The sequence below is a fragment of the Lawsonibacter hominis genome, assembly GCF_014287895.1.
Taxonomy (GTDB): Bacteria; Bacillota; Clostridia; order Oscillospirales; family Oscillospiraceae; genus Lawsonibacter_A; species Lawsonibacter_A hominis.
Genome location: NZ_JACOPP010000049.1, coordinates 1 through 11893, shown reverse-complemented (window position 1 = coordinate 11893; position 11893 = coordinate 1). Strand labels below are relative to the sequence as shown.

The following is an 11893-nucleotide window of genomic DNA, read 5'->3' as shown; positions in this document are numbered from 1 at the left end:
ACTACTGCTTCACCCTGGGCATCATCGCCGGCCGCGGCGACGGCCGCTTCGACCCCGCCGCCAACGTGACCGGCGCCGAGGCCGCCAAGATGCTGCTGGTGGCCGCCGGCTACGATCCCGCTATTGAGGGCTTCGTGGGCACCGACTGGGCCATCAACACCAACGCCAAGGCCTCCAGCCTGGGCATCTTCCGCAACTTCAACAAGAACATCATGAACCCCCTGAGCCGCGACGACGCCGCTCTGCTGATCTACAACGCCCTGGACGTTGAGATGATCCAGAAGTATGAGAACGGCTACGCCATCGGCTACACCGATCACCGCACCATCCTGAGCGCCATGTACGGCGTGTACAAGGTGGAGGGCGTTGTGGTCGCCAACGAGTGGGCCGAGCTGGATCAGACCGACTCCGACGCCGCCCTGAAGGCCGGCAAGACCACTCTGGACAACGTGGTGCTGTACTCCTCCACCACTGCCAACACCACCACCGGCGAGGGCGTGGCCCAGTCCGGCCAGATCGCTTTCAACGTCTCCACCGGCGTTGAGACCCTGGGCAAGACCGTCACCCTGTACATCGAGAAGACCACCATCCTCTCCGACTCCAAGGTTCTGGGCGTGTCCCTGAAGGACGACGTGAACGTGATCGAGGCCACCGACGCCACCAAGAACACCCTGAAGGGCTTCCTGAAGGGCACCGGCCTGACCACCACCTCCGACACGGAGTACTATGTCAACTATGGCTTCTGCAAGAGCGAGGACGACGCTGAGGCGATCATCAACAACTACGTAAAGGGCGCTTCCGGCGAGAAGTTCAACCTGAACGGCATCTCCGTCGAAGTCATCGACAACAACAACGACGGCGACGTGGACTACGTCCTGTACCGGAAGGAGACTCTGTCCAAGGTTTCCAGCTACAGCGAGAAGAACGAGGTCATCGGTTTCACCGCGCCCACCTATAAGAACGGCTCTCTGGATTCCACCAAGACCGTGAAGCTGGACTTTGACGACGTGGTCTTTGCCGAAGACGTGACCACCGACGACCTGATCCTGTACGTCCAGTACGGTGGGCGCACCTACATCTCTGTGCCCGAGATCGTCACCGGCACCATGACCCGCGTGGACCGCGACAAGGATGACGAGCTGTACATCACCGTTGAGGGTGAGACCTACAAGCAGTCCTATATCCTGGACACCGCTTCCCTGGTGGACGTTGACATCGAGCATTTCGACATCAACTCCTTCCGTGAGTTCTCCACCCTGTACGACTTCATCCTGGATTCCACCGGCAAGTACGTGGTGGCCGTCCGTCCCGCTGAGGAGACTGTGACCAACTACGCTCTGGTCATCGGCTCCGCCTGGACTCAGAACGCCCTGGACGTGAAGGGCCAGGTCAAGATCCTGAAGACCGACGGCACCGAGGGCACCTACTATATCAACTGGACCAACTCCGCCAAGGCGTTCGATGTAAACGGCAAGGCGACCACCGCCGCCAAGAAGGCCCTGGAGGCCTATCTGGGCACCCGCGACGTAAATGATACGGTCGATGAGGGTTATGCTGCAATCAACGCCGCCGTGGGCAGCGTCATCACCTACACCCTGAGCGACGACGATATGCTGACCATCAAGAAGGTCATGCGTCAGAACACCGTCGACGGCAGCAATGCCATTACCGCCGTCAGCCCCGTGACCGCCGGTGTGACCGACGTGGTCATGGCTCCTGCCACCAAGCTGCAGGATACCCTGGGTGCCAAGTATGACGCCGGCGACGGCTACGTGACCACCAACAACCAGAAGACCTATGCCATCGACAAGAACACCATCGCCTTCTACTACAAGGATTCCGACAACTACGGCGTGGCCATCGGCTGGGATCACATGGGTGATGTGGCCAATGGTACCGCCCTCCAGATCTGGCCCGTGGTGGCGAAGAACGCCGCCGGCGGCTATGATGTGAAGAAGCTGGCCGAGGTCGTCCTGTTTGCTGAGGCGCCCACCACCTCCACCGCCAACTGGCTGTTCGTCCTGAGCGCCAACGCCATCAGCTCCAAGGTCCTTGAGCTGAACGTGGTCTTCGAGGACGGCACCACCAAGGCCATTGAGGTCAGCAAGGAAGATTACGGCGATGACTTCAACGATCCTTCCGACTTCCTGACCGCCTACAAGTACGGCGTCAACTCCGACGGCACCTACACCCTGAACATCGGCAGCAAGCGTACCGCCGAGGCGGCCACCCTGCTGCGCGACGGCACCCTGGATGTGGACGGCACCCTCGTTAACTCCTCCGCCGACGGCATCTATCCCACCCTTACCGGCAAGACCAACATCTGGGATGTCACCGACATGAGCGACGCCTCCGACGGCGACGCGCCCAAGGGCTCCTTCATCCTCAACGAGCGGAAGAACGCCATCATCATCTACAACAGCGAGACTGCGGCTGACGTCCGTACCGTGGTCACCGCCTGGGTGTGGGATGAGGACGAGAGCGCCGATCCTGAGACCCCCGTCTATGGCTACAACAAGGTTACCGAGTACGCCACCGGCGAGCTGCTGGTCCAGCACTATGCCGAGAGCCTGACCGCCCGTCAGGTCGGCACGATGGTGCGCGAGTTCCTGAAGGACAGCACCATTGAGAGCGTCGTGTACAACCCCTCCACGGACAAGGCTACCGTGACCTACAACGACAAGACCAGCGTGGAGTACGGCATCACTCTGGACCGTGTGTACGCCGTGACCCTGAAGATTACGGACAACAATGCGGCCAAGGACGGCAAGGTCACCATCAACGGTGTGGACTACACCAAGTCCAGCCAGGTGATCTATGTAGGCGCCAAGAGCCCCGTGGACGGCCTTGCCTCCACTGGCTCCATCACCGGCACCGGTACTGCTACCTTCACTGATGTGGATACCGCCACCGGCATCACCGAGAGCACCGGCACCCTGACCTTCACCGGCATCAAGGGCGACGGCACCATTACCGTGGACTTCGCCGCCTGAGTATTCCGCGTCAGGCAATCCCCAACAAGCAGCAGCACCCCCGGAGCGTTGGCTCCGGGGGTGCTGTTCGTGCGGCTGGACGGATCACTGAAATGCGGCGTAGAAGTAGACTTTGCCCGCGCGATTGGTGTATGGCTTACAGATGTAGGAGTTTGCGAGGATCTGGTAGGTATCGTATTTCACCTGAAATCCGTGTTCGGTCAGCTTGAGCATCACCTTGCCGCTGTTCTCTTCCTGCACGGGACCTTCCTCCACGGCGAGGATGGCGGCGGCCTGCGTCTGCTCCTGCAGCAGGACCGCCCTGGGGCGGAAGCCCAGCTGGATCTCCCGCTCCAGCGTATCGTCCCCGGTATAGGTCCCGGTCACGATCCCGCACTTCCCTTCCAGAAGCGCGGCGTCCGCCTTCTCCGCCAGCGCCGTATCGATCCTGGCCAGATCCTGATTGAAGTCCTCCCGTAAAAAGCTGTCCTCCGGCTCCCACTGGTGGAGCCCGTAATGGGGTGTATACTGTGCCATTCGGCATCCCTCCTTCACCCCTGCCCGGCCCGGGCGGGAAAGAAGGACGTTTTCATACATTTTTTTCCAAAAACTGCGCTACAGCCCTGCCCACCCGTCAAAAAACGTCGTATCCCGGAAGGATACGACGTTTTTTCTGTTTACTCCACCGGGACCAGCGCTCCGGTGACGCCGTCCACATCGTAGGCTCCGGTATCGGTCTCGACGCGCCAGACCGGCGTGAGCTGCCCGGACCGGGACGCGCCGGAAACGACATATCCGGCCCGCATCCCATCGATGCTACTGCACACATAGTTTCCCTCGTTGAGTCCGGCCAAAAAGCGCACCAGCACGGTCGCCGTGGTGAGCGGGGCCCCGGTATCCGCCGGGAGCGCGCTCCCGGCCAGGCGCCGCCCCCGCAGCAGGACCAGGCTGCCGTCCCGCCAGGTCAGCTCCACCTGGCAGGAAAAAACCGGCACGTCCTCCCAAAGCTGGCGATAGGTCCACACGCTCTCCTGCTCCCGGGTTTCCCGGGAAACCAACTCCGCCTCCATCCCCAGCAGCGCCAGGCAGTCCCTCCCGGCCCGCTCCAGCTCGTCCGGATCGGCCTGGTACACGCCCGCGTCCAGGGCAACGGAAAACTCTCCGCTCATGAAAAACTCGGCGCTGCCGTTTGCTCCGGCATACAGGGTGCGCATCGTGGTGCTCTCCGCCTGCTCCGTCACGCGGCCCAGCAAGGCTTCCGCCGCGGCCTGTTCTCCCGAACGGTCCTGCGTAAAGTTCAGACCCGCCAGCTCCATATCCCTGGGGACCCGCTCCAGGTGAAAGGCAATGCCGCTGTTGGCCAGGGCGGACACCGCTCCGGCGCTGGCCTCCTCCTGAAACTGGGCGGTCTTATGCTGCTGCAGAAGCACCAGGGCCAGCAGGAAGGCGTTCACGCACACCAGGATCAGGAGCACAATATTTTTAATTTTAGACCATTCCATACGTCACGCCCCGGCGATCCAGCCGGCCTCCACAGTGTCCCCTCCGCCGTCCGCGTAGCAGAGGACCAGCTCCCGCCTGCCGCTCCCCAGCGCCGCCAGGGCCGCGGCAGCCTGCCGCTCCCGGAGCACCAGGGTGTGCTCTCCAGTCTCCTCGTAGCTGCGGAAGTGAAGGGTATAGTCGGTGATCTTCCCGCTGCGGATCAGGAAGCGGGCGCACCAGCCCTTCTCATACAGCTGCACGGCGGCGCCGTCCAGGCTGTAGCCGAAACGCACCTCCACGCCCGCCTGCGTCTCCTCCATCCCCATCAGGTACAGCCGGGCGGAGCCGCACAGGCTCCCCAGGGTGGCGTCCGCCAGCCGCCAGGCCGCCTCGATGACGTCGGTGTTCCCGGCAGAGCCGTCCCCCACCGCATAGCGGGAGGCGGCCGGCTCGGAAGCGTGATAGATCACGTCTCCGTTCTCCATGATCTGGAGGGTCTCCCGGTCCTCCCGCACCATGATACCGCCCCCCTGGATCGGATAAGAGGAGTTGCTGCGGAAGGAAAGGGCGCTCCGGATCGCGGTAAGGGTGCTCTCATCGCCGGCCGACAGCGGAGAAGCGCTGCGGTAGCTGCGTGGATTGGGCGCGGAAGAGAAAATCAGCACATATGGGTCCAGCGCCCCATAGCCCGCGTCCGCGCTGAACTCGAACGCAAAGGTGGCGCTGTTTCCGCCGTAGCCCGTCAGCACGTCCTCCATGCGCTGCGCGTAATCCACGCTCGTCTCACAGGCATAATACAGGCCGTCTGTTTCATTATGATAGTAAAGGGCGGCGTTGGCGCCGGCGGTACTGGACACCAGCAGGCGGCGGGCCGTCCCGGTCAGCTCGGGATTGGCCGCATCTCCGCCCATCCAGGCGTACAGGGCGTCCAGCGGCACCTGTCCCAGCAGGTCGAAGTACACCCCGCTGCGCTGGAGGGCAAGCCGCCACTCCTCCTCCGTGATGGGACGCGGCGTCTTGGCGCTGGCCAGCGCTTCCCCCAGCAACCCGCCCACGGAAGTATAGATCCCATCCACCTGACCCTGGTCATACTGGACGGCAAACCGCTCCGTGCCGCTGTGGATGGCAATGCGCACCGGCTGGGCCGCCATGCCGGGCTGCCCGTTCTCCGGAGTGGCTGCCGGCGGCTGCGCTTCTCCGCGCAGCAGGGAGAGCAGCGTCCCCACCCAGCCGCTGGGCCCCGTGTCGGCCAGGCCGCTGTAGACCAGCGCCCGCGCCGCCAGGTACACGGCCGATACCGCCAGCAGCACGATAAGCAGCGTCTTGCAGCTCTCCAGTACCCGGCGCCGGCGCCGGCGCACCCGCTTAAGCATGTCCATGGCGCGGTCCCTCCACCAGCAGCGTCAGCCGGACGGTCAGGCCGGGCCCCGGACGCTCTACCAGCTCCAGCGTGCCCTCATGCCGGTCCACGATCTCCTTGGCAATGGACAGTCCCAGGCCCGTGCCGCCGGACTCCCGGGAACGCGCCTTGTCCACCCGGTAGAAGCGCTCGAAAATGCGCCCGCGGTCTTCCTTTGGAATCCCGATGCCGTTGTCGGCCACTTCCATCCAGACCCGCGCGCCCAGCCGTCCGGCGGATATGCGGATCCTGCCGCCGTCCGGCGTGTACTTGATGGCGTTGGACACCACGTTCATCATCACCTGGAGGATACGCTCCCGGTCTCCGCTCACCTGGGGCAGACCGTTCTCCAGCTCCAGCTCCACCTTGTGACCGTGGCGCTGGGCCTCCATCAGGATGGCGTTGTACACATCCCGCACCGCCCGCTCAAAATCAAAGGGGGCCAGCTTGAGCTCGGTCCGGCCGGAATCAAAGCGGGAAAGCGTCAGCAGATCCTGGACGATATGGGTCATGCGGTCGGACTCATTGAGAATGACCCCCAGGAAGTTCTTTTCGGTATCCGGCGGCAGCGCGCCCGCGTTGTCGGCCAGGGTCTCAGCGTAAGAGCGGATATTGGTCAGCGGGGTACGCAGCTCGTGTGAGACGTTGGCCACAAACTCCCGGCGCATCTCCTCCGTCTTGCGCTGCTCCGTCACGTCGTGGATGACCACCAGCACGCCGCCCAGCCGCTCCGGGTCAAAGGGCGCCAGCAGCAGCTCCAGGCTGCGGCCGTCCACATCCATGGCCCCGTCCAGATAGCCGGGCTGCTCCACCGCCAGCACCCCCCGGAGCGGCGCGATGGGGGCGAAGAGGGTATCATAGTTCTCCTCCCCGCCGATGGGGATGGCCCGGCCCAGCAGCCGTTCGGCGGCAGGATTGGACTGGATGACCGCCCCCTCCCAGGAAAAGGCCACCACGCCGTCGGTCATATGCAGGAACAGCGTGCCCAGCTTATTGCGCTCGTTCTCCACTTCTTCCAGCGTCTGCTTGAGCTGACGGGCCATGTCGTTGAAGGTCCTGGTCAGCACGCCGATCTCATCCCGGGAGGCCACCTCGATTTTATGGGAAAAGTCTCCGTCCGCCACCCGCTCGGCGCCTTCGGTCAGCCGCTCGATGGGGGTGATCAGCGTCTTGGACAGCAGGAACGAGAGCAGCACGGAGATCACCAGCCCGAAGACCAGCGCCTCCACGATCAGGGTAATCAGCTCGCTGTTCAGGGCCTGCACGGTCGTGCGGTCATCCCGCACATAGATGATATAGCCGGCCCCCCCGCGTTCCAGCGGCACCGCCACGTCCATATAGGCGGCGGCCGGATCGTTGTCGTCCCCGATCTCTCCATTGAGCGCGCGGCTCAGGTTGCGGGAGAGCTCCGGTGTGCGGACATTTTCCGGCTGGTCCGAGCCTGCCAGATAGCGGGCGTCGCTGCCGTCCAGCACATAGCATTTGCGGCTGCGGTTGTCGATCCCCAGGGTGCTGTTGGTGCTCAGGATCCGGGCGATGCTGGCCGCCCCGTCCTCCTCCCCGTCGGCGGGGGTGGTCAGGTCGGACCAGAAACCGGCGTCCCCAAAGGCTTCCGCCATCTGCGTGTGGAAGTCCTGGGTATAATAATTGACCACCGAATTGATCAGAAAGGCGCCCACGACCGTCATCAGCGCGACGATCAGCAGCGTCATGATGAGCATCAATTTCATATGCAGGCTGCGGAACATGGGACACCTCCTTTCCGGATGGAAATCAGGGGAGCGCTGCCGTTATGCGCTGCTGCCTGCGCAGGCAAACGGAACGCCGCCCGGCGCAAAGGCATGAGCTCATGCGTTGAAAAAATACCCCATTCCCCGCCGTGTGACGATGAACTGCGGCGAGGCCGGGTCGTCCCTCCCCCACGCGGCAGGCCGCGTGGGGACCCCGTTTTTTCATCTGCCCGGGCGAAGTGAATTCGCCCGGCAGCGAGGTTTTGCGATGCAAAACGCTCGCCCCGCGCCAAAAGGCGCGCCCCGCCCTGCGGGGCCCCGAGGCCGCCCGGCGCAAAGGCATGAGCTTATGCGTTGAAAAAATACCCCATTCCCCGCCGTGTGACGATGAACTGCGGCGAGGCCGGGTCGTCCTCAATCTTCTCACGCAGCCGCCGTACGGCCACGTCCACGGCACGCACGTCACCCACATAGCCCTCGTAATTCCAGACGTGCTCCATGAGGGCTTCCCGTGAAAAGACCTTTCCCCGCTGACTTCCCAAAAATTTGAGCAGCTCGTATTCCCGCTGGGTCAGTTCCAGCGCCCTGCCGTCCTTATAGGCCACCATCAGCTCGGTGTCGATGGAGATCCGCCCCAGTTCGACGCGCTGTCCGGCCGCCTGGGCGGCGGGCCCGGCGGCCACCATTTCGCTGCGGCGGATGTTGGCCTTCACCCGTGCCAGCAGCTCCCGCATGGAAAAGGGCTTTGTGATGTAATCGTCCGCCCCCAGCTCCAGGCCCAGGACCTTATCGGTCTCTTCCTCCCGGGCGGTCAGCATGATGACGGGGGTGCTCCGTCCCTGGGCGCGCAGGCTGCGGCATACGTCGAACCCGTTGCGCTTCGGCAGCATCAGGTCCAGCAGGATCAGATCCGGGTCCTGCTCCAGCGCCAGCTGCAATCCGGCGTCCCCGTCGTAAGCCTCCAGCGTCTGATATCCCTCCCGCCCCAGATTGAAGCTGAGGATATCCACAATATTCTTTTCATCCTCCACGATCAGGATGCGCTTGGCCATCGGTCTCGTCCCCTTTCCGGCTTACCGCCCCAGATAAGCTTTGGCCTTCAGCACCAGAGCCACGGTCTTGGCGTCGCAGATCACCCCGGATACCACCTGTTCCACCAGTTGGTCAAAGGGGATGCGCTCACACTCCAAAAACTCGTCGTCGTCCGGATGGCATACCCCCGGCTCCAGATCCCGGGCCAGATACATATGCAGTACCTCGGTGGAAAAGCCGGGGGAGGTATAGAGATACCCCAGATAAATCAGCTCTCCGGCCCGGACGCCCACCTCTTCCTCCAATTCCCGCAGGGCGGCGGGACGGTGGTCCTCGCCCCGCTCCAGCTTTCCGGCGGGCAGCTCGGTGACGACCTGCCGGAAGGGGTAGCGAAACTGCCGCACGATGCTCACGGTGCCGTCCCGGTAAAGCGGAAGGATGGCCACGCCGCCGGGGTGCTCCACCACCTCGCGGCTCACCACCTGGCCGTTGATCAGCTGGGCCTTGTCTCTGCGCAGGGTCACGATCGCGCCCTCAAACAACACGTGGCGCTCCACGGTTTTTTCCATCAATTCCATATTGCACGACCTCTATTCCAAATTGAATTCAGTATACCATATTTATCGGGCTTTCGCCACCCTGACCTTTTCCAATCCGCCCAATCATTACAGCTACCCAAACCGTTTTTCAGCTTTTATAATAAAGTCTGCCGACCGATTGCGCTTTGTCCCCTGAGGCTGCACATCATTCGAGCGAACCCGACTGCTTGTAAGGAGGCGCGCCATGACCATCCAACCCATCGGAAATGCCAGCGTGGCACTGTACATCACTCCGGCCGACCTGAAGGAGCACGGCCTGACCCCGGCCGGCCTGACCTTGGAGCGGGCCCTGGAGCTGACCCGGGACGCGTTTCACGAGGCGGGCATCACGCTGGATGGTTCCATTGAGATCGAGGCCTATCCCAACGCCTGCGGCGTGCTGGTCTTTGCCCGCGTGCAGGCCCCGGAGCATCTTTGGTTTTCCTTCGACAGTCTGGACCCGCTGCTCTCCGCCGCCCGCGCGCTGCCGGTTCCCCGGCCGGACGCGCAGCTTTTGTGGTGGGAGGGGCGCTACTGGCTCTCACTGCCCGCCGGCGCGGATCAGGCTGCGGCACAGCTTTCGGAATTCGGCCGCTCGGAGGATGGCCGCCCTCACCTGGAGGCCCGCCTTGCCGAGCACGGCCGTCCCGTCCTTTCCGGGGACGCGCTCGGCGCTCTGCTCACCTATTTCCCCGTCTAGCATATTGACAAGTATGTTATAATAATAATCTAAGCGCATGCCTGGGGGAGGTGGTTCCGTGGAGAGCAGGGGCGTCAAGGTGATCGCCAAGAACAGCAAGGCCTACCACGATTATTTTATCGAGGATCAATACGAGGCAGGCATCGAGTTGGCGGGCACCGAGGTCAAGTCGATCCGTCAGGGCCATGTGAACCTGAAAGATTCCTTCTGCATCGCCAAGGACGGTCAGATGCACGTGCATGGGATGCACATCAGCCCCTATGAAAAGGGAAATATTTTTAACAAGGACCCCCTGCGTCCCCGCCGTCTGCTGATGCACAAGCGGGAGATCCTGCGGCTGTATGCCAGGGTGAAGCAGGACGGCTACGCGCTGGTGCCCCTAAGCATCTACTTCCGTGGCTCCCGCGTCAAGCTGGAGGTAGGCCTTGCCAAGGGCAAGAAGCTTTATGACAAGCGGGACGCCGCCGCCGCCAAGGATGCCCGGCGGGAAATGGACCGCGCCATGAAGGACCGCCGCCGCGGCGGATAACAAAGGATAAAAGGAGTGGCTGAAATGGCTCAGAACCCCATCGTTACCTTTGAGATGGAGGACGGCGGCAAAATGGTCGCCGAACTCTACCCGGAGGTGGCCCCCAATACGGTCAACAACTTCATCAGCCTGGTAAAGTCCGGTTTTTACAACGGGCTCATCTTTCACCGGGTCATTCCCGGCTTTATGATCCAGGGCGGCTGCCCCCAGGGCACCGGTACCGGCGGCCCCGGCTACAGCATTAAGGGCGAGTTTTCCGCCAACGGCGTACCGAACGACCTGAAGCACAGCCGCGGGGTACTGTCCATGGCGCGTGCCATGCATCCCGATTCCGCCGGAAGCCAGTTTTTTATTATGGTGGAACCTGCGCCCCACCTGGATGGTCAGTATGCCGCCTTCGGCAAGGTGATCGAGGGCCTGGATGTGGCTGACGCCATCGTCTCTGCCGACCGCAACCGGATGGATAAGCCGTATCAGGACCAGCGCATGAAGACGGTGACCGTAGAGACCCATGGCGTGGATTATCCCGCGCCGGAACAGTGCTGATTAAAGCGCAGCGAAAATAACAGGTATTACCGTTCTCCCCACTTCCAGCCGAAGCCCCGCAAAGCGGGTCCGGCTGGAAGCGGCGGAGCAAGGGAATCAAGCCAGGGGCGCCCCTGCCGGGGCGTCCCGAACGAAATAAACTTTGCGACAACATGGGGGCGTACTGGTTTCGACGGGGACGCAGAGGCGGGAATAGCGGGCGGATGCGCCTAACATCCTTAAAATGGGCAACTTATAAATTAAAGAACAACGATAACGTTGAGCTTGTCGCGGCTTAAGCCGTGACCGTTCCGCCCGGAAGGACCACGAGCCGGGACGGGGCGTCGTTTAGTGGTGCACGTGTGTGCGCAAAGCTTTGAGCGCACCATGAACAATGAAGCTACCAAGCCCCTGAGTGTGTCGGCCCACGCTTGGGTAAGGGAATGTAAATGACCGACTGCGCCCGGAGAAGTTCCCGTTGAAACGTTTTCGGACGGGGGTTCGACTCCCCCCGCCTCCACCAAATCCCGAAGCTTTGAGAAATCAGGGCTTCGGGATTTTTCTTTGATTTATCAATGGTTTGCTGGCTTTCGAGCGAATACGAAATAATAAATACAGATACAACTAACATGAAGAAATCTTAAAAATTGCACACGGATTTGCACACGAAATTGCGCGCCCAAAAACATCCCCCGGACACCAGCACAGGGCGTCCTGGGGTAGGGGAGGATGTTGGGGGAGCGAAAGATGAGAGGCGGGGGCGGAAGATGGCAGCTATCGTAGGAGTCTGTTTCGATATAACATATTTTGTGGAGTTACAGAAGTTATCATTTGGAATATGTTGTAGCAATCAATTCATTATTTATCGTGGACTTGCTGAACAAAGTCAACAACGATTTGCTGGCATTTTTATATAAAATTGACGTATATTTTTGGTTACTCTGCT

The 11893-nt window shown here is 61.9% G+C and carries 10 protein-coding genes and 1 other RNA gene; 5 read left to right on the top strand and 6 right to left on the bottom strand.

Features of this window, described 5'->3' with window-relative positions; translation table 11 throughout:
* The coding region (locus H8S57_RS16280) for an S-layer homology domain-containing protein (protein WP_186909019.1) at positions 1-2993 on the top strand (2993 nt) is incomplete at its 5' end.
* An 84-nt stretch (positions 2994-3077) separates the two neighbouring features.
* Here the strand turns inward: H8S57_RS16280 and H8S57_RS16275 are convergent.
* The 6 genes from H8S57_RS16275 to H8S57_RS16250 form a co-directional block, all read right to left on the bottom strand.
* Positions 3078-3509 (bottom strand): hypothetical protein, encoded by a 432-nt coding sequence (locus tag H8S57_RS16275; RefSeq protein WP_186909018.1) that lies wholly within the window; start codon positions 3507-3509, stop codon positions 3078-3080.
* Between the two features lie 140 nt (positions 3510-3649).
* Positions 3650-4447: a hypothetical protein gene (locus H8S57_RS17895; protein ID WP_207723841.1), complete on the bottom strand. Its 798-nt coding sequence runs from the start codon at positions 4445-4447 to the stop codon at positions 3650-3652.
* 30 nt (positions 4448-4477) lie between these two features.
* The gene (locus H8S57_RS16265; protein ID WP_186909016.1) at positions 4478-5833 is read right to left on the bottom strand and encodes a hypothetical protein; all 1356 of its coding nucleotides are present in this window, start codon (positions 5831-5833) and stop codon (positions 4478-4480) included.
* Positions 5820-7601 (bottom strand): ATP-binding protein, encoded by a 1782-nt coding sequence (locus tag H8S57_RS16260; protein WP_186909015.1) that lies wholly within the window; start codon positions 7599-7601, stop codon positions 5820-5822. Before H8S57_RS16260 ends, H8S57_RS16265 begins: the two co-directional genes overlap by 14 nt.
* Before the next feature lie 329 nt (positions 7602-7930).
* Positions 7931-8635 (bottom strand): response regulator, encoded by a 705-nt coding sequence (locus H8S57_RS16255; RefSeq protein ID WP_186909014.1) that lies wholly within the window; start codon positions 8633-8635, stop codon positions 7931-7933.
* Between the two features lie 21 nt (positions 8636-8656).
* Positions 8657-9193, bottom strand: a complete 537-nt coding sequence (locus H8S57_RS16250) for an NUDIX hydrolase (protein WP_186909013.1) — start codon at positions 9191-9193, stop codon at positions 8657-8659.
* A 205-nt stretch (positions 9194-9398) separates the two neighbouring features.
* On the opposite strand from H8S57_RS16250, the gene H8S57_RS16245 reads away from it, so the two are divergent.
* The 4 genes from H8S57_RS16245 (at position 9399) to ssrA (ending at position 11470) form a co-directional block, all read left to right on the top strand.
* A complete protein-coding gene (locus H8S57_RS16245) occupies positions 9399-9893 on the top strand; it encodes an adaptor protein MecA (RefSeq protein ID WP_186909012.1) in 495 nt (164 codons plus the stop codon).
* Positions 9894-9930: 37 nt separating this feature from the next.
* Positions 9931-10422, top strand: a complete 492-nt coding sequence (smpB, locus tag H8S57_RS16240) for an SsrA-binding protein SmpB (RefSeq protein WP_186909011.1) — start codon at positions 9931-9933, stop codon at positions 10420-10422.
* A 24-nt stretch (positions 10423-10446) separates the two neighbouring features.
* Positions 10447-10968: a peptidylprolyl isomerase gene (locus tag H8S57_RS16235; protein WP_186909010.1), complete on the top strand. Its 522-nt coding sequence runs from the start codon at positions 10447-10449 to the stop codon at positions 10966-10968.
* Positions 10969-11122: 154 nt separating this feature from the next.
* Positions 11123-11470, top strand: a transfer-messenger RNA (tmRNA) gene (gene ssrA, locus H8S57_RS16230).
* The last annotated feature ends 423 nt before the right edge of the window (positions 11471-11893 follow it).

Excerpts from the sequence above, each read along its gene's own strand:
- H8S57_RS16245 (WP_186909012.1), top strand. The coding sequence starts at position 9,399 with ATGACCATCCAACCCATCGGAAATGCCAGCGTGGCACTGTACATCACT.
- H8S57_RS16260 (WP_186909015.1), bottom strand. The coding sequence starts at position 7,601 with ATGTTCCGCAGCCTGCATATGAAATTGATGCTCATCATGACGCTGCTG.
- H8S57_RS16265 (WP_186909016.1), bottom strand. The coding sequence starts at position 5,833 with ATGGACATGCTTAAGCGGGTGCGCCGGCGCCGGCGCCGGGTACTGGAG.
- H8S57_RS16275 (WP_186909018.1), bottom strand. The coding sequence starts at position 3,509 with ATGGCACAGTATACACCCCATTACGGGCTCCACCAGTGGGAGCCGGAG.
- H8S57_RS16250 (WP_186909013.1), bottom strand. The coding sequence starts at position 9,193 with ATGGAATTGATGGAAAAAACCGTGGAGCGCCACGTGTTGTTTGAGGGC.
- H8S57_RS16235 (WP_186909010.1), top strand. The coding sequence starts at position 10,447 with ATGGCTCAGAACCCCATCGTTACCTTTGAGATGGAGGACGGCGGCAAA.
- smpB (WP_186909011.1), top strand. The coding sequence starts at position 9,931 with ATGCCTGGGGGAGGTGGTTCCGTGGAGAGCAGGGGCGTCAAGGTGATC.
- H8S57_RS16255 (WP_186909014.1), bottom strand. The coding sequence starts at position 8,635 with ATGGCCAAGCGCATCCTGATCGTGGAGGATGAAAAGAATATTGTGGAT.